This window comes from Bradyrhizobium sp. CCBAU 25338 (assembly GCF_028128965.1).
Classification (GTDB): Bacteria; Pseudomonadota; Alphaproteobacteria; order Rhizobiales; family Xanthobacteraceae; genus Bradyrhizobium; species Bradyrhizobium liaoningense.
Genome location: NZ_LFKY01000003.1, coordinates 623,367 through 645,751, shown reverse-complemented (window position 1 = coordinate 645,751; position 22,385 = coordinate 623,367). Strand labels below are relative to the sequence as shown.

Sequence of the window (22,385 nt, the reverse complement as noted above, 5' to 3'; positions counted from 1 at the left end):
AAGGGCGCTACTCCCTCTCCGGTGTCGTCCCTGCGAACGCAGGGACCCATAACCCCAGCGAGGAGTTTGGCGAAGATTAGTCGTTCGGGATTGCGACCAGCCACCTCGATAGATCCCGCGGTATGGGTCCCCGCGTTCGCGGGGACGACACCAGGTATGAGGCGCAGTCTCGCGCCTCCGACACCACCGCCATCGCCCCTCCAGCCCCGTTCCAAATCCGCCGCAAAGCTGGCATAGCTCAACCATGTCACACATGGCGGACAGGTTGGAGCAGGCATGACGCAGGCGGTATTGGGTATCATCGGCGGCTCGGGCATCTATGACCTCCCGGGCCTCGAGGGTGCGCGCGAGGAGGTGATCAAGAGCCCCTGGGGCGAGCCGTCTGCGCCCTTGCGGCGTGGCTCCATCGCCGGCCTGCCGATCGTGTTCCTGCCGCGGCATGACAAGGGCCACCGGCTGTCCCCCTCCGACATCAACTATCGCGCCAATATCGACGTGCTGAAGCGGGCCGGCGTCACCGACCTGATCTCGCTCTCGGCCTGCGGCTCCTTCAGGGAGGAACTGCCGCCCGGCACTTTCGTTCTCGTCGACCAGTTCGTCGACCGCACCTACAAGCGAGAGAGCTCGTTCTTCGGCCGCGGCTGCGTCGCGCATGTGTCGATGGCGCATCCGGTGTCGCCACGGCTGCGCATCCACCTCGCGGCGGCGGCCGAGGCCGAGGGCATCGCGATCGCGCGCGGCGGCACTTATGTCTGCATGGAGGGGCCGCAATTCTCCACCTATGCGGAAAGCATGACCTACAAGACCCTTGGCTATTCCGTGATCGGCATGACCAACATGCCCGAGGCGAAGCTCGCGCGCGAGGCGGAGATCTGCTACGCCACAGTCGCGATGGTGACTGATTTCGACTGCTGGCATCCCGATCACGATGCCGTCACCGTTCAGGACATCATCCGCGTGCTGACCTCGAACGCCGACAAGGCGAAGGCGCTGGTGGCGCGGCTGGCGAAGGATTTCCCGCGCGAGCACGAGCCGTGCCCGATTGGTTCGGACCGTGCGCTCGACACCGCGCTGATCACGGCGCCGGAGGCGCGCGACCCGGAGCTTCTGAAGAAGCTCGACGCTGTGGCAGGCCGCATCCTGCGGGCGTGATGTGAAAGGCAGAATGCCATGAAGGTCGACGGCAAGCATTTCCGCAGCATCTGGCGCGAGCGTGACGGCTGGTCGGTCGGTGCGATCGACCAGCGCCGATTGCCGCACGAGTTCATCATCGCGCGCCTCACCTCTTGCGAGGACGCGGCCGTCGCGATTCGCGACATGCTGGTGCGCGGCGCGCCGCTGATCGGTGCCACCGCGGCCTATGGAATGGCTCTCGCGATGCGCGAGGATGCCTCGGATGCAGGCCTGAAGCGCGCCTATGACACGCTCATCGTGGCGCGGCCGACCGCGATCAATCTGAAATGGGCCCTGGACGAGATGCGCGCGACGCTCGCGCCGATCGACCCCCTTGAAAGAGCCGAATCGGCCTATGCGCGCGCCGACGAGATCGTCGAGCAGGACGTCGAGATCAACCGCGGCATCGCCGGCAACGGTCTGAAGCTGATCGAGGCGATCGCGGCCAAGAAGCCGGGGCAGGCGGTCAACGTGCTGACCCATTGCAACGCCGGCTGGCTCGCCACCGTCGATTGGGGCACGGCGACGGCGCCGATCTATCTCGCGCATGAGCGCGGCCTCAAGATCCATGTCTGGGTCGACGAGACCCGGCCGCGCAACCAGGGCGCCTCGCTGACGGCCTGGGAGCTCGGCCATCACGGCGTGCCGCACACCGTGATCCCGGACAATACCGGCGGACACCTGATGCAGCACGGCATGGTCGATCTCGCCATCGTCGGCACCGACCGCGTCGCCGCCAATGGCGACGTCTGCAACAAGATCGGCACCTATCTGAAGGCGCTTGCCGCGCATGACAATGGCGTGCCGTTCTACGTCGCGCTGCCGTCGCCGACGATCGACTTCGCCGTCCATGATGGCATCCGCGACATCCCGATCGAGCAGCGCAGCGGCACGGAAGTCACCGACATGACCGGCCGCACCGCGGACGGAAGGCTGGAGACGGTGCGCATCGTGCCGGAGAACTCGCCGGTCGCGAACTACGCATTCGACGTGACGCCGGCGCGGCTCGTCACGGGTCTCATTACCGAACGCGGTGTGCTGAAGCCGGATCGTGAGTCGCTCGCGGCTGCGTTCCCGGAGCGGGTTGTTGCTGCGGCGGAGTAGGCAGTTTGCCAGGCGAGATGTCTCACAGTGACGCGCCAGCTAGCTCAGCTTCAATCCCGTCGCCGCCTCGAGTTCCGCAATCGCCTGGGCACCGCCTGTGACCTTGATCGTCGTCATGCCCATCTGACGCGCGGGCTTCAGGTTGACGCCGAGATCGTCGAGATAGACGCAATTGTTCGGATCGACCTTCAGCGTCTCGACCATCATCCGGTAGATGCGCGGGTCGGGCTTGCGCAGTCCGATCTTGGCGGATTCGATGACGTGATCGAACAACACCATCACTTCGGCGATGTAGAGGGATCGTCCCGTCAGGCTGCCGATGGCGTTCGCCGGCAAATTGTTGGTGATGCAGCCGGTCTTGAACTGCGCCTTGATACGCTTCAGAGCCTCGACCATTTCCGGGCGCAGATCGCCCTGCAGCAGCGGCAGCACGTCACGGCCGCGCACTTCCGCGCCAAGCGCGAGCGATTCCGCGGCGAACAACTCGTCGAAGGTGTCGATGTCCACCTCGGCCCGCTCGAACTTGGCCCAGGCGTTCTCCAGGTGGTTGGCGGCGTTGGTGCGCCGGATGATATCGATGGGCAGGCCGCGCTCGGTCTCGAACCGCGTGAACGCCTCGAATGGTGAGCTCGTCAGCACGCCGCCAAAATCAAAGATCACAGCCTCGATCGTCAATGTCCTGCCCTCGTCAATTCCTTTCCAAGAGGGCTAGCATGCGGTATCGGCAAGAGCCAGTCCGAAGCCTCCCTCCTTCACCGATGCTGACGCCAAAGCGTGTTCCCATGAAGAAGCTCGCCATGTTCATCGCAGCAGCGCTGCTGCTCGCCACGCCTGCCCACGCCATCGTCGGCGGCGGCACGCCGCAGGCCGATGGTGTCGCGCGCGCTGTCGTCACCATCGTCGGTTCGCGCGGCAATTTCTGCACCGGGAGCCTGATTACCCCGAGGCTGGTGTTGACGGTCGCCCATTGCGTGCAGCCCGGCGCCGACTACAAGATCGTCGATCGCGGCGCCGACGGCCAGCCGCAATTGCTGAACGTCCGCACCGTGGCGATCCATCCGAATTTCAACATGCAGGCGATGCAGGCGCATCGCGCCACCGCCGACGTGGCGCTGCTGCAGCTGGAAATTCCACTCAAGGGAAAATCCATGATGGCGGTCGGCATGCCGACGATCCCAATTCAGGTCGGCAGCCGCTTCGTCATCGCCGGCATCGGCGTCACCGTTCGCGGTGACGGCAAGAGCGGCGGCACGACGCGCGTTGCCGGCCTCGTTGTGACCGGGCAGCCCGGCACGCTCCAGATTCGCCTGGTTGATCCCGTAACCAACGGTGTTCGCGACGGAATTGGCGCCTGCACCGGCGATTCCGGCGGCCCCGTGTTCGAGGACAGGCCGAATGGTCCCGTGCTCGTCGGGCTCATCAGCTGGTCGACAGGGCCGAACGGCGCCGCCGGTTGCGGTGGATTGACCGGCGTGACGCCGCTCACGCTCTATCGGGACTGGATTTTGCAGACCGCGCGGAGCTGGGGTGCGGCGCTGTGATTTGACCGCGACTTGATCTATGTCATTTTGGAGCGGAAGCGCGGTGGGCGAAACTGCCCGGCGCGGAGGAAACGCGCCGTCCGGTCAAGGGCGGCCACAAAAGCAAGCAAGGCATAGAAACAACAATGAATGTCGCGGTTCGCAGTCACGCCACGGCCAAACAGGCTTCTGAACATTTCGACGTGCTGATCGTCGGTGCCGGCATCTCCGGCATCGGCAGCGCCTATCACATCCAGAAGCAGCTTCCGGGCACGAGCTACGTCATCCTGGAGACGCAGGAAACATTCGGCGGCACCTGGATCACGCATCGCTATCCCGGCATTCGCTCCGACAGCGATCTCCATACCTTTGGCTACAGCTTCAAGCCGTGGGTCGGCCCGCCGATCGCGACCGCCGAGGAAATCCTCTCCTATATGAAAGAGGTGATCGACGACAACGATATCGCGCGGCACATCCGCTACAAGCACAAGATCAATTCGGCGAGCTGGTCGAGCGAGCAGAATCTCTGGACCATCGAGGCGGTGACGACCGACACCGGCGAGCCGAAGATCTTCACCGCCAACTTCCTCTGGATGTGCCAGGGCTATTATCGCCATTCGGAAGGCTACACGCCGCAATGGAAGGGCATGGACCGCTTCAAGGGCCGCATCGTCCATCCCCAGACCTGGCCCGATGATATCGACCTCACCAACAAGAAGGTCGTCGTGATCGGCTCGGGCGCGACCGCGGCAACGCTGGTGCCGAACATCGCGGACCAATGCGCGCATGTCACCATGCTGCAGCGCTCGCCGACTTACTTCCGCCTGGGCCGCAACGCCATCGAGATCGCGGAAGAATTGCGCCGGCTTCAGGTCGACGAGACCTGGATCCACGAGATCGTGCGGCGGAAGATCCTGTTCGAACAGGATGCCTTCACGAAACTCTGCGTGTCCAAGCCCGAGCAGGTCAAGAAGGAGCTGATCGGCCAGATCAGCGCAGTCCTGGGACCCGACTACGACGTCGAGACGCACTTCACGCCAAAATACCGGCCGTGGCGGCAGCGCATCGCCTTCGTGCCGGATGCCGATCTGTTCAAGGGCATCGCCAGCGGCAAGGCCTCCGTCGTGACCGACGAGATCGAATGTTTCGTCGAGAATGGTATTCAGCTCAAATCCGGCAAGCTGCTGGAGGCCGATGTCATCGTCACCGCGACCGGGTTCAATCTCGCAGCGCTCGGCGACATCGCCTTCGAGATCGACGGCAGGCCGCTCGCTTTTGGTGACACCGTCACCTATCGCGGCATGATGTTCACGGGGGTGCCCAACATGGTCTGGGTGTTCGGCTACTTCCGCGCCAGCTGGACGTTACGTGTCGACCTCGTCGCCGATTTCGTCTGCAGTCTGCTCAGACACATGAAGGCGAAAGGTGCAAAGAAGGTCGAGGTCAAGCTGCGTCCCGAAGACCACAACATGCCGATCCTCCCCTGGATCGATCCGGAAAACTTCAACCCCGGCTACATGATGCGCAACATGGACCTCTTGCCCAAGCGTGGCGACAAGCCGGAGTGGCAACACAGCCAGGATTACTGGACCGAGAAGGACGAGATCCCGAAGACGGACCTGGACGACAAGGCGTTCGTTTACGAGTGAGGAAAGCTGTTCGTGTAAGGGGCGGTGGCGATCGCCACACGCTCCGCTGTCGTCCCGGGCCGCGAAGCGAACCCGGGACCCCATACTCCCAAGGCGTGGTTATAGGGCGAGTCGGCAACCACGAATCTTCGCCAAACTTGTCCCTGTGGGTCCCGGATCTGCGCCTCGCTTGTCCGGGACGACACTGTTTGTTGGGTCAGCGGCGTTCCAACTCACTCTCATCTTAGGCTACGAATTCCGCCTAGTCGCATTCGCCGCAATGGCCGCGGCCGCCGTCCGGTTCTCCACGCCGAGCTTGGCGTAGATCTGCTCGAGATGCTTGTCGACCGTGCGCGGGCTGAGACCCAAAATCTGCGCGATGTCGCGGTTGGTCTTGCCCTTACTGAGCCAGGCCAGAACCTCTCCCTCGCGGGTGGTGAGGCCGAGCTCGCTGGTGAATTCGGGTGGCAGAGCGGTGCCGGACTCCCTGGAGAGCCGAAGCAGGAACTCGTTCGGCGCGGTTTCGCCCATGTAGAAGAGCCGAAGTTGAGGATTGTCGGGCAAGGAAGCTCCTTGAGACTTCGAGCTGCCCTTGGCCTTGGCCTGTTCCAGCCACTGCAGCAGCGCTGGCGGCAGGACGAAATCGTCGGCCTGCGCGCCGTGATGGTCGGACAGCAGTTTCTGCGCCTGCGGCGTCGCCCATAGCACATTGCCCTGGCGGTTGACCGCGAACAGGAATCGGCCGGAGACGTCGAGCGCGGTGCGCGCGCTTTGGGTCAGCCGGGCATTTCCGAGATGGACGCGGATGCGCGCCAGCATTTCCTCGATCACGATCGGTTTGGTCACGTAGTCGACGCCGCCGGCCTCCAGCCCGCGCACGATGTGCTCGGTCTCGGCAAGGCCCGTCATGAAGATCACGGGGACGTTGGCGAGACCGGCATCGCGCTTGAGCCGGCGGCAGGTCTCGAAGCCGTCGATGCCGGGCATCACGGCATCGAGCAGAATGATGTCGGGCGTGATCTGGTCGATGATGCGCATCGCCGCGGCGCCGTCGAGCGCCACCATGACCGTCATGCCGGCGCCGTCGAGCGCGTCGGTGAGCAGCCGCAGCGTCTCCGGAGAGTCATCGACAACGAGCGCGACGTCGCGCTTCTTCGACTCAATGTTCATACGCGTGCAACGTCTTCAATGTGGCCATGTACTGGTCGAAATCGAAGCGATCGACCAGCGACCGCATCTGCGCGACGAAGTCGGCATGCTCGGGATGTTCGCTGCCGATCTCGTCCAGCTTCAACTGGATACCCTTGACGTAGCCGATCTGGCCGAGCCCGATCAGCGCCTCGATGTGCCGCACCGGCGGCTTTGATCCGGTCTCGGGACGCCAGAACGGCACCGCGATCTCGTCCGAACCGTATTGCCATTCGATCTTGAGCAGCTGGCGGATCGTCTCCAGGAGCCGCGGGATGTCGATCGGCTTCATCAGATAGCCGTCGTGGAAGGGTTGCGCCAGCGGAGCGCCGTGGGCCTCCAACGCGCTTGCCGACACCATGAGGATGCGCGCCTGGTGATGGCCGCTCGTGCGCAAGGCCTCGGCCACGGTCCAGCCGTCCATGGCAGGCATCGAGATATCGAGCAGGAACAGATCGGGCCGGCAATGCTGTGCCAGCGCGAGGCAGCCGGCGCCGTCCGGCGCGCTGAGCAGGATGAAACCGAGCGGCGTCAGCACCTCGCGCAGGAGATCGCGATGCACGGGGTCATCGTCGGTGACGAGGATCGTCTTGCGGGCGCCGTGATAGCCGGAGACCGGGGCCTCGACCGGTGCGATGCGCTGGGGATTGGTTACCTCCGAGAGCAGGAGCTTGACCTTGAACGTTGAGCCGGTGCCGACTGTGCTCACGACCTTGATATCGCCGCCCATCACGCCGGCGAGCAGGCGGCTGATGGTGAGGCCGAGGCCGGTCCCGGTCTGCGGCTGCGAGACGCCGAGCGCACCGCGCTCGAAAGGCGCGAAGATGCGTTCGAGATCGTCGCCCCGGATGCCCGGGCCGGTGTCGATCACCTCGAACTCGGCAACGGGACTGCGATAGTGCACGACGAACTGCACGCTGCCGGACTGGGTGAATTTGATGGCGTTCGAGAGCAAATTGATCAGCACCTGACGCAGCCGCTTCTCGTCCGCATAGACTACGAGCGGCAGCGACGCCGGTCGCCTGAACACGAAGTCGATGCCCTTGGCCGCGGCCTGAAGGCGGAACATGCCGACGAGCTGATCGAGGAATTCGCCGAGGCGCACCTCGTCGCGCGACAGATACAGCCGCCCGGCCTCGATCTTGGAGATGTCCAGGATGCCGTCGATCAGGCCGGACAGGTGGTCGGCGCTGCGGCGGACGACGCGGACCTGATCGCGCGGCTTCGGGCCCAGTGTCGTATCCTGCTCGAGCAGCTGGGCATAGCCGCTGATCGCGTTCAGCGGCGAACGCAGCTCATGGCTCAGTCCCACCACGTAACGGCTCTTGGCCAGGTTGGCGGATTCGGCGACCTCCTTGGCACGTTGGAGCTCGGCATCGGTGCGCTTGTGCGCGTCGATCTCCTGGATCAGCAGCGTGGTCTGCCGCCGCGTCTCGGCCTCGGCGGCGCGGCGGCTTTGCTGCGCCAGCACGAACAGCCACGCGACCACGCCGATGATGATGCTGAGCGAGAAGAACACCTTCCAGAGCACGTCGGAGACGAGCTCGTTCTCGCCATGGACGCTCGCCGACGTCTGCAGATAGATCAGTCCCAGCACGAGGGCGACCAAGCCGGCGGAGACAACGAACACGCCGATATAGTGTCCGAGCTGCGAGTTGATCCGGGCGTAGATCGGTTGCGGCATCAGCTTGCCCAGCGTCTCCGAGACCTGCGCCTGAATTCGAGCGTGCGGCTTGCAGAGATCGTGGCAGCGCGCGTCCAGCGAACAGCACAGCGAGCAGATCGGCCCGGCGTAAGCGGGGCAGGAGGCCATGTCCTCCGGCTCGAACGCGTGCTCGCAGATACAGCACTGGATCGCCTCGAGGTTCTGCCAGCTCCGCTTCGGCTTGCGTGCGATGTAATACTTGCCGTCTGTGGCCCAGGCAATCAACGGCGCGGCGAGGAAGGCCACCGCGAGCGCGATGAAGGCTGACAGCGCCTTCGCGGTAGGTCCGAACAGGCCGTAAAAGGCGCTGATGGAGACGACGGTTGCGATCGTCATCGCGCCCACGCCGACCGGATTGACGTCGTAGAGATGCGCGCGCTTGAATTCGATCTGCTGCGGCCGCAATCCAAGCGGCTTGTTGACGACGAGATCGGCGACCAGCGCGCCGACCCATGCGATCGCGACGTTCGAATAGAGCGCCAGCGTCTGCTCCAGGGCCTTGTAGACGCCGATCTCCATCAACAGCAGTGCCACGATGACGTTGAAGACCAGCCAGACCACGCGCCCGGGATGGCTGTGGGTCAAACGCGAGAAGAAGTTCGACCAGGCGATCGAGCCGGCATAGGCGTTGGTGACGTTGATCTTGACTTGCGACAGGATCACGAAGGTGCCGGTCAACGCCAGTGCGAGCTCGGGCTGCGAGAGCACATAGCGGAACGCTTCGAGATACATATGCGCCGGCTCGGCGGCCTCCTCGGGCGGCACCCCGTGGCTGAGCGCGAAGAAGGCGAGAAACGAGCCGGCCAGGAGCTTCAGCGCGCCGAGCACAATCCAGCCCGGTCCTGCGCTCATCAGCGCCATCCACCAGGAGGTCCTGGAGGCGCGGCGGTCGCGCGGCAGAAATCGCAGGAAGTCGACCTGCTCGCCGATCTGCGCCACCAGCGAAAACACGACCGAGGCCGCAACGCCGAACAGCAACAGATCGAAATGCCCGTTGAGATCGCCGTGCTCGCCCGAGAACTTGCGCCACTCCGTGAAGGAGTGCGGGTTGTGCCAGGCGATCGCCGCGAACGGAATGATATGAAGGATCACCCATAAGGGCTGCGTCCACAATTGGAAGCGGCTGATCAGCGTGATGCCGTAGGCCACCAGCGGGATGATGACGACGGCGCTGATGAGATAGCCGATCGGTCGTGGAATCCCGAAGCACATCTCAAGCGCGGACGCGAGGATCACGGCTTCGATCGCAAAGAAGATGAAGGTGAAGGACGCGTAGATCAGCGACGTGACGGTCGAGCCGATGTAACCGAAGCCGGCTCCCCGCGTCAGCAGGTCGATGTCGATGCCGCACTTGGCCGCATAATACGCGATGGGCACGCCGCAGCAGAAGATGATGATCGAGACCACGAGGATGGCGGCAGTCGCGTTGGTGACGCCATAGTTCAGCGTGATGGTGCCGCCGATCGCCTCCATTGCCAGGAACGAGATCGCGCCCAGGGCAGTGTTGGCGACGCGGGCGGCGGACCAGCGGCGTGCGCTCTTGGCGGTGAAGCGCAGGGCGTAGTCTTCCAGAGTCTGGTTGGCGACCCATTGGTTGTACTGGCGCCTGACGCGGTCTATTCGCTGCCGCCCTGCCACTGAACCCCCACTCCCGATACGGACCCGGACCCCTCGCAAATTCCGTACCAGAAGCCTACGTCGGCATTTTGCGGTGCAGTATACGCGATCTTGCGTATGCTTGCGCTGCATAAATTCGAGCCATCCTCACGGCCACCAATGGCGCGTTCTCGAACAAAAGTGGGGTGCTCATGTCAGACGAAGCAAACAAGGGCCTGTTGTCGCCGCTTCGGCGCAAATTGTTGATGGGGATGGCGGCCGTGCCGGCCATCACGATGCTGCCGCGGGCGTCCTTTGCGCAGGCCCCGGCGACCTCGGCGGTCAACACCACGGGTCTTGCGGTCACCGACACCGAGGTCACGGTCGGCATCCTGCACTCGGCGACCGGCACCATGGCGATCTCCGAGACCGGCTCGATCGAGGCCGAAAAGCTCGCGATCGAGCAGATCAACGCGGCCGGCGGCGTCCTCGGTCGCAAGATCAAGTTCATCCAGGAGGATGGCGCCTCCGATTGGCCGACCTTCGCGGAAAAGGCCAAGAAGCTGCTGGTCAACGACAAGGTCGCGGCCATCATGGGCTGCTGGACCTCGGCCTCGCGCAAGGCGGTGCTGCCGGTCGTCGAGCAGTATAACGGCATGCTCTATTACCCGACCTTCTACGAAGGCCTCGAGCAGTCCAAGAACGTGATCTACACCGGCCAGGAGGCGACCCAGCAGATTCTCGCCGGCCTGAACTGGATCGCCAAGGAGAAGGGCGCGAAGACCTTCTTCTTCATCGGCTCCGACTACATCTGGCCGCGCACCTCGAACAAGATCGCGCGCAAGCACGTCGAGAACGTCCTGAAGGGCAAGGTCGTCGGCGAGGAGTACTATGCGCTCGGCAGCACTCAGTTCAACTCGGTCATCAACAAGATCAAGCTGACCAAGCCCGACGTGATCTTCACCGACGTCGTCGGTGGCTCCAACGTCGCCTTCTACAAGCAGCTCAAGGCCGCCGGCATCGACCTCGCCAAGCAGCCGCTGCTGACGATCTCGGTCACCGAGGACGAAATCGACGGCATCGGTGGCGAGAACATTGCGGGTGCGTACGCCTGCATGAAGTACTTCCAGTCGCTCGACAATCCCAACAACAAGGCCTTCGTGCCCGCCTTCAAGAAGATGTGGGGCGAGAAGACCGTGATCGGAGACGTCACCCAGGCTGCCTATCTCGGACCGTGGCTGTGGAAATTGACGGTCGAGAAGGCCGGCTCCTTCGACGTCGACAAGATCGCGGCGGCCTCGCCCGGTGTCGAGTTCAAGGGGGCTCCGGAAGGTTACGTCCGCATCCACGAGAACCATCATCTCTGGTCGAAGACACGGGTGGGTCGCGCCAAGCTGGATGGCCAGTTCGAGCTGATCTACGAGACCGCCGATCTCGTCGAGCCGGACCCGTTCCCGAAGGGTTACCAGTAAGCGGCATCCGTCGCGCATTCTCCCCGACACCAAGCCGCTCCCTGGCGTGGATCGCAAGTCCATGCCTCAAGCCCCCGCGTCGCGAACCTGCTCGCGACGCGGGACCCCATCTCGACGGAGGACATAGATGTTCGGCGACTACTCGATTGGCGACCTTGGCTCGATCTTCGTTATGCAGGGTTTTGCCGGACTGATCCTGTTCTCCGTCTATGTCCTCATGGCTCTCGGGCTTGCCATCATCTTTGGCCAGATGGGCGTCATCAACATGGCCCATGGCGAGTTCATGATCCTCGGGGCCTACGTCACCTGGATGACCTCGAACGTCTTCCAGGCCTACATGCCGAGCCTGTTCGGCGGCTACTTCTTCCTCGCGATGATCCTGGCCTTCATCGCATCCGGCGCGCTGGGCATGCTGGTGGAGTGGGTGCTGATACGGCACCTCTACAAGCGCCCGCTCGACACGCTGCTTGCCACCTGGGGCCTCAGCCTGATGCTTCAGCAGGCCTATCGCTCCGTGTTCGGCGCGCGTGAGGTCGGCGTCGAGTTGCCGCAGTGGATGCTGGGCTCGCTGCACGTGACCGACAGCATCGAAGTGCCGATCAACGGCGTCTTCGTGATGGGTCTCACCGTGCTGATCACCGTTTCCGTTGCCTATGTTCTCTACCTGTCGCGCTGGGGTCGCCAGGTGCGTGCGGTCGTGCAGAACCGCATCATGGCCGGCGCGGTCGGCATCAACACCGAAAAAGTCGATCGCTACACCTTCGGCCTCGGCTGCGGCATTGCGGGCGTCGCCGGTAGCGCGTTCACCATGATCGGGTCGACTGGGCCGACCTCCGGTCAGCTCTACATCGTCGATACCTTCCTGGTCGTCGTGTTCGGCGGCGCCGCCAGCCTGCTCGGCACCATCGCCTCGGCCTTCTCGATCTCGCAGACGCAATCGACCCTCGAGTTCTTCATGTCGGGTTCGATGGCCAAGGTGCTCACGCTGCTCGCTGTCGTCGGCATCCTGATGCTGCGGCCGCAGGGTCTGTTCGCCCTCAAAGTCCGCAAATAACGAGAAGCAGGCAAGTCATGATCCTCAACTCACGCTTCTTCAATCGCTCCGAACTCACGGGCTTCATCGTCCTGGCCGCCGTGTTGTTCGTGATCCTGCCGCTGTCGCTGGATGTGTTCCGCCTCAATCTCGTCGCGAAATACCTGACCTACGCCTTCGTTGCGCTCGGCCTCGTGCTGTGCTGGGGCTATGGCGGCATTCTGAGCCTGGGGCAGGGCGTGTTCTTCGGTCTCGGCGGCTACTGCATGGCGATGTTCCTCAAGCTCGAGGCCTCGAGCGTCGAGAACACCAAGATCCAGTCGACGCCCGGCATTCCCGACTTCATGGACTGGAATCAGATCACGTCACTGCCGTTGTTCTGGCAGCCGTTTCACAGCCTCACCTTCACCATTCTCGCCATCATCCTGGTCCCCGGTCTCTTCGCCCTGATCATCGGCACGGCGATGTTCAAGCGCCGCGTCGGCGGCACCTACTTCGCGATCATCACCCAGGCGGTCGCCGCCATCCTGACCATCCTGATCGTCGGGCAGCAGGGCTACACCGGCGGCATCAACGGCATGACCGATCTGCGCACGCTCAAGGGGTGGGACATTAGGCCTGACCACGCCAAGGTCATCCTGTACTTCGTCGAGGTGGTGCTGCTGTTCGCCTGCATCGGCATCGCGCAGTTCATCCGCCTGACCAAGCTCGGCCGCATCCTGGTCGCGATGCGCGAGCAGGAGGACCGCGTTCGCTTCTCCGGCTACAGCGTCGCCAACTTCAAGATCTTTGCCTTCTGCATGGCCGCGATCTTCGCCGCGATCGGCGGCGCCATGTTCGCGCTCAATGTCGGTTTCATGTCGCCGTCCTTCGTCGGCATCGTGCCGTCGATCGAGATGGTGATCTACACCGCCGTCGGCGGGCGGACGTCGATCTTCGGCGCGGTTTGGGGAGCCATCCTGGTGAACTTCGCCAAGACCAGCCTGTCGGAATCCTTCCCGCAGCTCTGGCTGTTCGGCCTCGGCGCGCTGTTCATCGCAGTCGTGCTTGCCTTCCCGAACGGCCTGTCCGGGCTCTGGGCCGATTACGTGCAGCCCCGCATCGACCGGCTCTTCGCCTCGCGCAAGACGAAGGCGGGCTGGAACGACAATTCGGTCGCCGACGGCGCACCGGCAGAGTGAGGAGACCATCATGCTCGTCGGTCATCACGATGCCGATGCCACGCTGGTAGTGAGGAGGTAGATCATGCTCGTCGGTCATCAGCCGAAGGAATTCCTGCTCGCGGTCTCCGGACTGACCGTCTCGTTCGACGGGTTCAAGGCAGTCAACGACCTCTCCTTCTATGTCGAGGAGAACGAGATCCGCGTCATCATCGGTCCCAACGGCGCGGGCAAGACCACGGTGCTTGACCTGATCTGCGGCAAGACCAAGGCAACCTCGGGCTCGATTCAGTTTCGTGGCAAGGAGCTCACGAAGATGAAGGAGAACGAGATCGTGCAGACCGGCGTCGGACGCAAATTCCAGACGCCGTCGGTGTTCGAGGATCTCACGGTCTTCGAGAACCTCGAGATCTCGTTTCCGCGCGGTCGCACCGTGTTCGGCTCGCTGACCTTTCAGCGCGACCAGCCGGTGAAGGACCGGGTGGAGGAGGTCGCGGAGATGATCTTCCTCAAGGACAAGCTCAATACCTATGCCGACGAGCTCAGCCACGGCCAGAAGCAGTGGCTCGAGATCGGCATGCTGCTGATCCAGGACCCCGACCTGCTGATGCTGGACGAGCCCGTCGCCGGCATGAGCGTCTCCGAGCGTGCCAAGACCGCCGAGCTGCTCAACCGCATCATCAAGAACCGCTCGGTGCTGGTGATCGAGCACGACATGAAGTTCGTCGAGGACATCGCGCACAAGGTCACCGTGCTGCACCAGGGCCAGATCCTCTCGGAGGGCACCATGGAGAAGGTGAAGAACGACCCCAAGGTCATCGAAGTCTATCTGGGCCACTGAGACATGGCGAAATCGAGTGAGCTAGCTGCAGCTCGGACCGTGCACCTCTCCCCTTGTGGGAGAGGTCGGATCGCATCGTCAGATGCGATCCGGTTGAGGGGTATCTTTCCGCGCGTCCAACTGCCTCTCGCGTCCGCCGATGCATACCCCTCATCCGTCGCGGACGTCGTCCGCGCCACCTTCTCCCACAAGGGGAGAAGGAAGGCATGCCGAGCTTAGGAGCAATCGATGCTGGCAATTTCCGATCTCCACGTCGCCTATGGACAGAGCGAGGTGCTGCACGGCCTCAACGTCAAGGTCGCGCCCAACGAGATCGTCGCGATCATGGGTCGCAACGGCATGGGCAAGACCACGCTGATGAAGTCGCTGATGGGGATCCTGCCGGCCAAAAGCGGCTCGGTGACCATGGACGGCACCGAGCTCGGCAGCCTCAAGAGCTACGAGCGCGTCGCCAAGGGCCTCGCCTATGTGCCGCAGGGCCGCATGATCTTCTCCACCATGACGGTGAAGGAGAACATCGAGACCGGGCTCGTCGTCTCCGGTGGCTCCGAGGTGCCCGGCGACATCTACGAATTGTTCCCGGTCCTGCTCGAGATGAAGGGCCGCCGCGGCGGCAATCTCTCCGGTGGCCAGCAGCAGCAGCTCGCGATCGCGCGTGCGCTCGCGACCAAGCCGAAAGTTCTGCTGCTGGACGAGCCGACCGAAGGCATCCAGCCGTCGATCATCAAGGAGATGGCGCGCACCCTGAAGCGAATTCGCGACGAGAAGGGCCTCTCGATCGTCGTGTCCGAGCAGGTCCTGAGCTTTGCGCTCGATATCGCCGACCGCGTGCTGGTGATCGAGAACGGCGAGATCGTCCGTGACGATCGGCGCGATGCCGTCGATGCCGCGCAGGTCTCGAAATATCTGTCCGTCTAACCAACCGTAGTAAAGGGGAGCCTCTCGATGCCAGAGACACTGATCAAGGTCGATCTCACCAAATCGGCCTATGAAAATGACATGGTGCATAACCGCTGGCACCCCGACATCCCGATCGTGGCCTGGGTCAACCCTGGCGACGACTTCATCATCGAGACCTACGACTGGACCGGCGGCTTCATCAAGAACAACGATTCCGCCGACGACGTGCGCGACATCGATCTGTCGATCGTGCACTTCCTGTCCGGTCCGATCGGCGTCAAGGGCGCCGAGCCCGGCGACCTCCTCGTCGTCGATCTGCTCGACGTGGGGCCGCTCAAAGAGAGCCTGTGGGGCTTCAACGGCTTCTTTTCCAAGCAGAATGGCGGCGGCTTCCTCACCGATCACTTCCCGCTGGCGCAGAAGTCGATCTGGGACATCAAGGGCCTCTACACCTCGTCCCGCCACGTGCCCGGCGTCAACTTCGCCGGCCTGATCCATCCCGGCCTGATCGGCTGCCTGCCCGATCCGAAGATGCTGGACATGTGGAACAAGCGCGAGGCCGAGCTGATCTCGACCAATCCGACCCGCGTGCCCGGCCTTGCCAATCCGCCTTTCGCGCCGACCGCCCATGGCGGCCGCGCCAAGGGCGATGTGAAAGCCAAGATCGGCGCGGAGGGCGCGCGCACCGTGCCGCCGCGCGAGCATGGCGGCAATTGCGACATCAAGGATCTCTCGCGTGGCTCGAAGATCTACTTCCCGGTCTATGTTCCCGGCGCCGGTCTCTCGATGGGCGACCTTCACTTCAGCCAGGGCGACGGCGAGATCACCTTCTGCGGCGCGATCGAGATGGCCGGCTGGCTGCACCTGAAGGTCGAGGTGATCAAGGACGGCATGTCGAAATACGGCATCAAGAACCCGATCTTCAAGCCGTCGCCGATCACGCCGAACTACAAGGACTATTTGATCTTCGAAGGCATCTCGGTGGATGAAGCCGGCAAGCAGCACTATCTCGACGTCCACATCGCCTATCGCCAGGCCTGCCTCAACGCCATCGAGTATCTGAAGAAGTTCGGCTATTCCGGCGCCCAGGCCTATTCGATCCTCGGTACTGCGCCGTGCCAGGGCCACATCTCCGGCGTGGTCGACGTGCCCAACGCCTGCGCCACGCTGTGGCTGCCGACGGAAATCTTCGACTTCGACGTGATGCCGTCTTCGGCGGGCCCGATCAAGCACATCACGGGCGATATCCAGATGCCGATCTCGCCGGACAAGTAGTCCCTGCGCGACGGAATGCGGGACGGCGGTTGCTTGCCGCCCCGCGTCCGCCGCCAGGTGTGTTGAACAAGCTACAGCGTGGGGATGATGCGATGCCGGTCTACGAATATCTCTGTGACGACTGCGGTCCATTCAAGGACCTTCGCCCGATGGCGGAGTGCGACGATCCGCAAAGCTGTCCGCACTGCGAGACCCTGGCGCCCCGCGTCATCCTGACCGCGCCGAACTTCTTCTGCATGCCGTCCGACAAGCGCAAGGCGCACGCGGTCAATGAGCGCAGCACGCATGCGCCGCAGACGCTCGCACAATACAAGGCCTCGCACGGCCCCGGCTGCGGCTGCTGCTCCTCGGGCAAGACTGTGAAGGACAAGGGCGCGACGGACAGGGAGAAGCCGGCGCGTCTGATGACCAAGACCAGCAGCGGCGCCAAGGGGTTTCCGACGGCGCGGCCCTGGATGATCAGCCACTAACCTACGCGACCGCCTGATCGGCGGCGACCCAGAACAACGAGTCAAGTACAGGAGCGGTCAACATGCTTCACGGCGATATCTCAAGCAGTAACGACACGGTCGGCGTTGCAGTGGTCAATTACAAGATGCCCCGGCTGCATACCAAGGCCGAGGTGCTCGATAATGCCCGCAAGATCGCCGACATGATCGTTGGCATGAAGCTCGGCCTGCCCGGCATGGATCTCGTGATCTTCCCGGAATATTCCACGCAAGGCATCATGTACGACTCCAAGGAGATGTACGAAACGGCATCCATGGTGCCGGGCGAGGAAACCGCGATTTTCGCCGAGGCCTGCCGCAAAGCCAAGGTGTGGGGCGTGTTCTCGCTGACCGGCGAGCGTCACGAGGAGCATCCGCATAAGGCGCCCTACAACACCTTGATCCTGATGAACGACAAGGGCGAGATCGTGCAGAAGTACCGCAAGATCATGCCATGGGTGCCGATCGAGGGCTGGTATCCCGGCAATTGCACCTATGTGTCCGAGGGGCCGAAAGGGCTCAAGGTCAGCCTGATCATCTGCGACGACGGCAATTATCCGGAGATCTGGCGCGACTGCGCCATGAAGGGCGCTGAGCTGATCGTGCGTTGCCAGGGCTACATGTATCCGGCCAAGGAGCAGCAGGTCATGATCTCCAAGGCCATGGCGTGGGCCAACAACGTCTATGTCGCCGTCGCCAATGCCGCCGGCTTCGACGGCGTCTATTCCTATTTCGGCCATTCCGCGATCATCGGCTTCGACGGCCGCACCCTCGGCGAGTGCGGCGAGGAGGATTACGGCATCCAGTACGCCCAGCTCTCGAAACATCTGATCCGCGACGCTCGCCGCAACGGCCAGTCGCAGAACCATCTCTACAAGCTGGTCCACCGCGGCTACACCGGCATGATCAATTCCGGCGACAGCCCGCGCGGCGTCGCGGCGTGCCCGTATGATTTCTACAAGAACTGGATCAAGGACCCCGAAGGCACGCGCGACATGGTGGAAGCGATGACCCGCGCGACTCCGGGCACCGAGGAATGTCCGATCGAGGGCATTCCGAACGGGGCGGCGGCGAGCAACTACTGAGCTGTTGGCGGATTCCGCGTTACCCTCCCCTGGAGGGGGAGGGTCGATCGCGCGCAGCGCGAGCGGGGTGGGGTGATCTCTCAACACAGGCAGTGTGCGAGGTGGAGAGACCGTCACCCCACCCCGTCTCGCATCGCTATCGCGCTGCGAGCCGACCCTCCCCCTCCAGGGGAGGGTAAGCATTACCGCTTCTGCTGCTCCGTGGGCCTGCGCGGTGGACGCGGGGGCATGGGTGTCCCGCTCATCTTGTTGGCGGTCTCGCTGACGTCGAGCAGCGAGCGGCGGATGTCTTCGAGGTAGGTCGCCGACTTCTTCTTCATGGTGTCGGCAAGCTCGTGCAGTCCCTTGATCTTCTCCAGGAGCTCGTCGGCCTTGCCGTCGACGAAGCCCGGCACCACGCCCTCGATCTTTGCGACCGCCTTGTCGAATCCGGCAAAGGCGCTGTCGACCTTGGCCATGACCGAATCGATTTCCGCGCCCTTGGCTCTGAGGTCGGCAGTGTGGCCCTCGAACGTGCGCAGGCCATCCTTGATCGCCGGCGCGTTGTTCACGATCGTGCGGTCGACGCTGTGCAGTGTTTCGACGATGGATTCGGCGTCGCTGAGGTCGGCCGTCAGCACGGGAATGCCGTCCGTGTCCAGCGGCACCGGCGGCGCAGAGGGCGCGCCGCCGATCAGCGAGATCGCGGCAACGCCGGTGAGGCCCTGGAACTCGATGCCTGCCACGGTGTCATTGCGGATCGGTGCGGTGTTGTCGAGCATCACCAGCGCCACGATCCTGCGGGGGTTGTCGAGCTTGATCGACAGGATCTGGCCGGCGGGCACGCCGTCGAAATTGACCGGCCCACCGCGGCGCAGGCCGCTGGCGGAACCACCCTCGAATACCACGCGCAACTGGCTGCGGCTCTGGATGGTGCGCCATTTCTGCACGCCGAGCAGGCCGCCGAACGCCACGGCGATCGCCGCCAGCGTTGCCGTTCCGATCACAAGATTGCTCGCGCGCGCCATGAGGTCGAGTCTACGGCCAAAGCGGGATGGTTGGAAGGTGTTCGAATGGCCGCGATTCTAGGTAGGGCGGGTTAGCGAAGCGTAACCCGCCAATGCGTTGCGCTTGGATGGACCGAATTGGCAGATTGCACTGCCGCCAATCCGCCCTACGACATCCTCAATGTCCAGCCGCGCGTCTTGCCGCGGCATTGTTCAGCACGATCAGGGCATCGACGGCCACGCCCGTCCGGGTGTTGATCAGGAACGGGTTGATGTCGATCGAGGCGATCCGGTCACCGGCATCCGCGATCAGGTTGGAGAGGCCGACCAGCGCCTTCACCGCCGAGGCCTCGTGCAAGGCCGGCCTGCCGCGATAGCCTCGCATCTTGATGCCGGCCTTGGTGCGGCCGATCAGGAGCCGCGCCTCGGCCTCGTCCAGCGGCGCGCCGGCGAGGGCGACGTCCTTCATCAGCTCGATGTCGATGCCGCCGGTGCCGAACAGCACGACAGGCCCCATCTCGGCATCGAGCGAGGCGCCCACCACGAGTTCGAGCTCGGCCTTGACCTGCTGTGCGATCAGGATGCCATCGAGCTTCGGCTTGCCCTTCAGCTTCCTGACCCGCGCCGTGATGTCGGCGAAGGCCTTCTTCACCTCGGCCGCGCTGTTGAGATTCAGCACCACGCCGCCGATGTCGGACTTGTGCAGGATCTCTGCGCTGACGACCTTTGCCACGACCGGGAATCCGATCTGCTTCGCAATTTTCACCGCTTCGGCTGCCGTCTGTGCGATCGCCTCCTTCGAGATCGGGATGCCGTAAGCCTTGAGCAGCTTCTTCGAGGCGACTTCGTCGAGCGCGGCGCTGGTCGTCGATTTCAACGTCTTCTCCAGCACGGCGCGAGCGGCGGGCTTCGAGCTCGAGACGATGTCGGGCACCTCCTTGCGCAATTTCGCGTAGTCGAGCAGCGACCTGATCGCGGTCACCGCACGGTCCATGCCCTGCATGACCGCAAGATGCGGCAGCGACTTGCGCAAGCCCTTGGTGAATTCGGTGAAGCCGATCGACATCGCGCTGATATAGATCACCGGCTTGCCGGCTTGGCCCGCCATCTCGTTGACGATGCGCAGATTGCGCTCGCGCAGCTCGTGCGGCGCTTTCGGCAGTTCGGCGTCGACGATGACGACGTCGATATCGGGGTCGTCGATCATCAGCTTGATCGACTTCATATAGACGGAGGGATCGACGACTGCGGCAAAGCCGGCGTCGAGCGGATTGCCGACGATCGAGCCGGGGCCGAGCATCTTCGCCAGCTCCGAGCTGACATGCGGGCTCAGCGGCGCGAAATTCAGGCCCGCGGCGTAGAAGGCATCGATCAGCATGCCGCGCTTGCCGCCGGAGAGCGTGACGGCGGCAAGCCGGTCGCCTTTGGGCACGGCAGCGTGCACGAAGCATTCGGTGGTCTCGATCAGCTCGTCGAGCCCGCCGACCCGGATGACGCCTTCTCGCGTTGCGATGGCATCGAACGTCTCGATCGAGCCCGCGAGCGCGCCGGTATGCGCCATCGCCGCGGCGCGGCCGCCCTCGGATGCACCGAGCTTGAGCGCGATCACGGGCTTGCTCGCGGCGCGCGCCGCCTTGCAGGCGTCGCGGAAGGCCTTGGTATTGCGCACGCCTTCGAGGTAGACGACGATCACCTTGATGCTCGGATCCTCTGCGAAATAGCGCATCAGGTCCGGCGTCTCGAGGCCGGCCTCGTTGCCGGTGGTCACCATGTAGCCGACACCGACACCCCGATCCTCCAGCGCCTGGCGGATCGCCATGACGATCGCGCCCGATTGCCCGGCGATCGCCACCGCGCCCTGTTCCATGGTGACGATTCGATCGTCGATGTTGGTGAACAGCTTTTCGCCGGCGCTCAAATTGCCGAGGCAGTTCGGGCCGGCGACGGCAAGGCCCGTCTCGCGCACGGCCGCCTGCAATTCGGCGGCAAGCTTCTGGCTTTCCTCATCCTGCAACTCGCTGAAGCCCGAGGTGACGATGGTCGCCGATCGCGCACCGGCCGCGGCGGCGTCGCGGATCACCTGCACGGCGAAGCGCGCGGGCACAAGCACCAGGACGTGATCGGGCTTTTCGGGAAGGCTCGCAAAATCCTTGTAGCAGGGGACGCCCCAGATGGCGTCGCGCTTGGCGTTGACCGGATAGAGGCCGCCCTCGAAGCCGTATTTGACCAGATTGTTCCAGATGCGCTCGGCATAATTGCCCGGCTTGTCGGTCGCACCCACCAGCACGATGTTGCGCGGGTGCAGCATGGCGTGGATACCCTTGACGATGTCGCTGGCATCGGACGGTGGAGACCATGGATGGAACGCGGACGCAGCAGACACCTTGGCTTCCATGCCGTGACCTCTCCTGTTGTTCTTCTTGGTCGAGTGCCGCCCCGTTCTATGGCGAGTCCTTCGGAGTGGCAACCTTGGGGGTGGTATGCCGTATGGTGGAATGAGCGACGCTGGCGCGTATCGTCGGCTCGGTGGGCGATCTACCTGTCGGCTCCAACCAATGTTGCATGCAGGATATAGCGCTCGGGGCCGGAGGTGACGGCGTCGAATGGCCAGCAGGTCGCGAGAACAAGCTCGAAGCCCTGTGTCGTGGCGTCGATGCCCGATGCATCGAAACGGACCACGGCCGAGGAATCCGCGCGATAGCTGAAATGTCGACCGTCGCGACGTGTGACATCGACGATGTCACCAATGACGACATTCCGCAGGAAGCGGAAATGAGTGTCGCGATGGGCGGCATAGACCGCAACCCCGCGTTCACCCGCATCAGCCGTTTGGTGGATATGGCCGGGGCCAAAAGCGAGCGCCTGTCCGCTCGCGCCTTCCAGCACGATGGCGCTGGCACCGATCCGCTTGACCTCGATCCGCGCGACCGGCCAGGTGTCGGCCCACGACCACGGCTTCACCGCCTGTCCCGTCGCAACGCTCCGGTCGAACGCCCGCTCCAGCAGCACCTGCGCGAGCCATGCCTTGGCGTGGATGTAGGCGCCGTCGCCGAACAAGAAGAGGCCGATCAGCGCCAGAACGAGGGGAGGGATGAAGCGGGACATCTGCTTCTCTTTGGTGGTCATTCCGGGTTCGATGCTTTGCATCGCCCCGGAATGACATTTCCTAAAAAGGCGCGCGCGGCCGTTTGTAGGGGACGGGCAGCCGCGCGCGCTGACGGAGGAGTTGGG

The 22,385-nt window shown here is 63.7% G+C and carries 18 protein-coding genes; 12 read left to right on the top strand and 6 right to left on the bottom strand.

Going from position 1 to position 22,385, the window contains the following annotated elements; translation table 11 throughout:
• Window positions 1-276 precede the first annotated feature (276 nt).
• The gene (locus ACM42_RS08240) at window positions 277-1,152 is read left to right on the top strand and encodes an S-methyl-5'-thioadenosine phosphorylase (RefSeq protein WP_271527430.1); all 876 of its coding nucleotides are present in this window, start codon (window positions 277-279) and stop codon (window positions 1,150-1,152) included.
• A gap of 18 nt (window positions 1,153-1,170) precedes the next feature.
• Window positions 1,171-2,277 carry an S-methyl-5-thioribose-1-phosphate isomerase gene (gene mtnA / locus ACM42_RS08235; protein ID WP_271527429.1) on the top strand — a complete coding sequence of 369 codons (1,107 nt, stop codon included), beginning with the start codon at window positions 1,171-1,173 and terminating at the stop codon, window positions 2,275-2,277.
• A 39-nt stretch (window positions 2,278-2,316) separates the two neighbouring features.
• Here mtnA and ACM42_RS08230 read toward each other — a convergent pair whose 3' ends face one another.
• Complete coding sequence (locus ACM42_RS08230; protein ID WP_271527428.1) at window positions 2,317-2,952, bottom strand: HAD-IA family hydrolase; 636 nt, start codon at window positions 2,950-2,952, stop codon at window positions 2,317-2,319.
• A 107-nt stretch (window positions 2,953-3,059) separates the two neighbouring features.
• Here ACM42_RS08230 and ACM42_RS08225 point away from each other — a divergent pair, with 107 nt between their 5' ends.
• Both ACM42_RS08225 and ACM42_RS08220 read left to right on the top strand, forming a co-directional pair.
• On the top strand, window positions 3,060-3,818 hold the full coding sequence (locus ACM42_RS08225) for a S1 family peptidase (RefSeq protein ID WP_271527427.1): 759 nt from the start codon (window positions 3,060-3,062) through the stop codon (window positions 3,816-3,818).
• A 125-nt stretch (window positions 3,819-3,943) separates the two neighbouring features.
• The gene (locus tag ACM42_RS08220) at window positions 3,944-5,446 is read left to right on the top strand and encodes a flavin-containing monooxygenase (protein ID WP_271527426.1); all 1,503 of its coding nucleotides are present in this window, start codon (window positions 3,944-3,946) and stop codon (window positions 5,444-5,446) included.
• Between the two features lie 228 nt (window positions 5,447-5,674).
• Here the strand turns inward: ACM42_RS08220 and ACM42_RS08215 are convergent, their stop codons facing one another.
• Together ACM42_RS08215 and ACM42_RS08210 are read right to left on the bottom strand one after the other, a co-directional pair.
• The gene (locus ACM42_RS08215) at window positions 5,675-6,595 is read right to left on the bottom strand and encodes a response regulator (RefSeq protein ID WP_035672991.1); all 921 of its coding nucleotides are present in this window, start codon (window positions 6,593-6,595) and stop codon (window positions 5,675-5,677) included.
• Window positions 6,585-9,956, bottom strand: coding sequence for a hybrid sensor histidine kinase/response regulator (locus tag ACM42_RS08210; protein WP_271527425.1), 3,372 nt, complete (start codon window positions 9,954-9,956; stop codon window positions 6,585-6,587). The genes ACM42_RS08215 and ACM42_RS08210 overlap by 11 nt, the downstream gene beginning before the upstream one ends.
• A 170-nt stretch (window positions 9,957-10,126) precedes the next feature.
• Here ACM42_RS08210 and urtA point away from each other — a divergent pair, with 170 nt between their 5' ends.
• The 8 genes from urtA (at window position 10,127) to ACM42_RS08170 (ending at window position 18,168) form a co-directional block, all read left to right on the top strand.
• On the top strand, window positions 10,127-11,386 hold the full coding sequence (gene urtA, locus ACM42_RS08205) for an urea ABC transporter substrate-binding protein (protein ID WP_194390427.1): 1,260 nt from the start codon (window positions 10,127-10,129) through the stop codon (window positions 11,384-11,386).
• A 127-nt stretch (window positions 11,387-11,513) separates the two neighbouring features.
• Window positions 11,514-12,440: an urea ABC transporter permease subunit UrtB gene (gene urtB / locus ACM42_RS08200; protein WP_028180850.1), complete on the top strand. Its 927-nt coding sequence runs from the start codon at window positions 11,514-11,516 to the stop codon at window positions 12,438-12,440.
• A gap of 17 nt (window positions 12,441-12,457) precedes the next feature.
• Window positions 12,458-13,600 (top strand): urea ABC transporter permease subunit UrtC, encoded by a 1,143-nt coding sequence (gene urtC / locus ACM42_RS08195; RefSeq protein ID WP_271527424.1) that lies wholly within the window; start codon window positions 12,458-12,460, stop codon window positions 13,598-13,600.
• Window positions 13,601-13,664: 64 nt separating this feature from the next.
• On the top strand, window positions 13,665-14,420 hold the full coding sequence (urtD, locus tag ACM42_RS08190) for an urea ABC transporter ATP-binding protein UrtD (RefSeq protein WP_157332596.1): 756 nt from the start codon (window positions 13,665-13,667) through the stop codon (window positions 14,418-14,420).
• Window positions 14,421-14,648: 228 nt separating this feature from the next.
• Window positions 14,649-15,338 (top strand): urea ABC transporter ATP-binding subunit UrtE, encoded by a 690-nt coding sequence (urtE, locus tag ACM42_RS08185; RefSeq protein ID WP_271527423.1) that lies wholly within the window; start codon window positions 14,649-14,651, stop codon window positions 15,336-15,338.
• A 27-nt stretch (window positions 15,339-15,365) separates the two neighbouring features.
• Window positions 15,366-16,595, top strand: coding sequence for a formamidase (gene fmdA, locus ACM42_RS08180; protein WP_028180854.1), 1,230 nt, complete (start codon window positions 15,366-15,368; stop codon window positions 16,593-16,595).
• 92 nt (window positions 16,596-16,687) lie between these two features.
• Complete coding sequence (locus ACM42_RS08175) at window positions 16,688-17,065, top strand: FmdB family zinc ribbon protein (RefSeq protein ID WP_271527422.1); 378 nt, start codon at window positions 16,688-16,690, stop codon at window positions 17,063-17,065.
• 62 nt (window positions 17,066-17,127) lie between these two features.
• The gene (locus tag ACM42_RS08170) at window positions 17,128-18,168 is read left to right on the top strand and encodes an aliphatic amidase (RefSeq protein ID WP_271527421.1); all 1,041 of its coding nucleotides are present in this window, start codon (window positions 17,128-17,130) and stop codon (window positions 18,166-18,168) included.
• A 182-nt stretch (window positions 18,169-18,350) separates the two neighbouring features.
• Here the strand turns inward: ACM42_RS08170 and ACM42_RS08165 are convergent, their stop codons facing one another.
• The 3 genes from ACM42_RS08165 to ACM42_RS08155 all read right to left on the bottom strand — a co-directional run bounded on the left by ACM42_RS08165 (window position 18,351) and on the right by ACM42_RS08155 (window position 22,259).
• Window positions 18,351-19,175 (bottom strand): MlaD family protein, encoded by an 825-nt coding sequence (locus ACM42_RS08165; RefSeq protein ID WP_271527420.1) that lies wholly within the window; start codon window positions 19,173-19,175, stop codon window positions 18,351-18,353.
• 157 nt (window positions 19,176-19,332) lie between these two features.
• Window positions 19,333-21,549, bottom strand: coding sequence for an acetate--CoA ligase family protein (locus ACM42_RS08160; protein WP_271527419.1), 2,217 nt, complete (start codon window positions 21,547-21,549; stop codon window positions 19,333-19,335).
• Between the two features lie 140 nt (window positions 21,550-21,689).
• Entirely contained in the window at window positions 21,690-22,259 is a 570-nt protein-coding gene (locus ACM42_RS08155) for a class GN sortase (protein WP_271527473.1), read from the bottom strand.
• Between the last annotated feature and the right edge of the window lie 126 nt (window positions 22,260-22,385).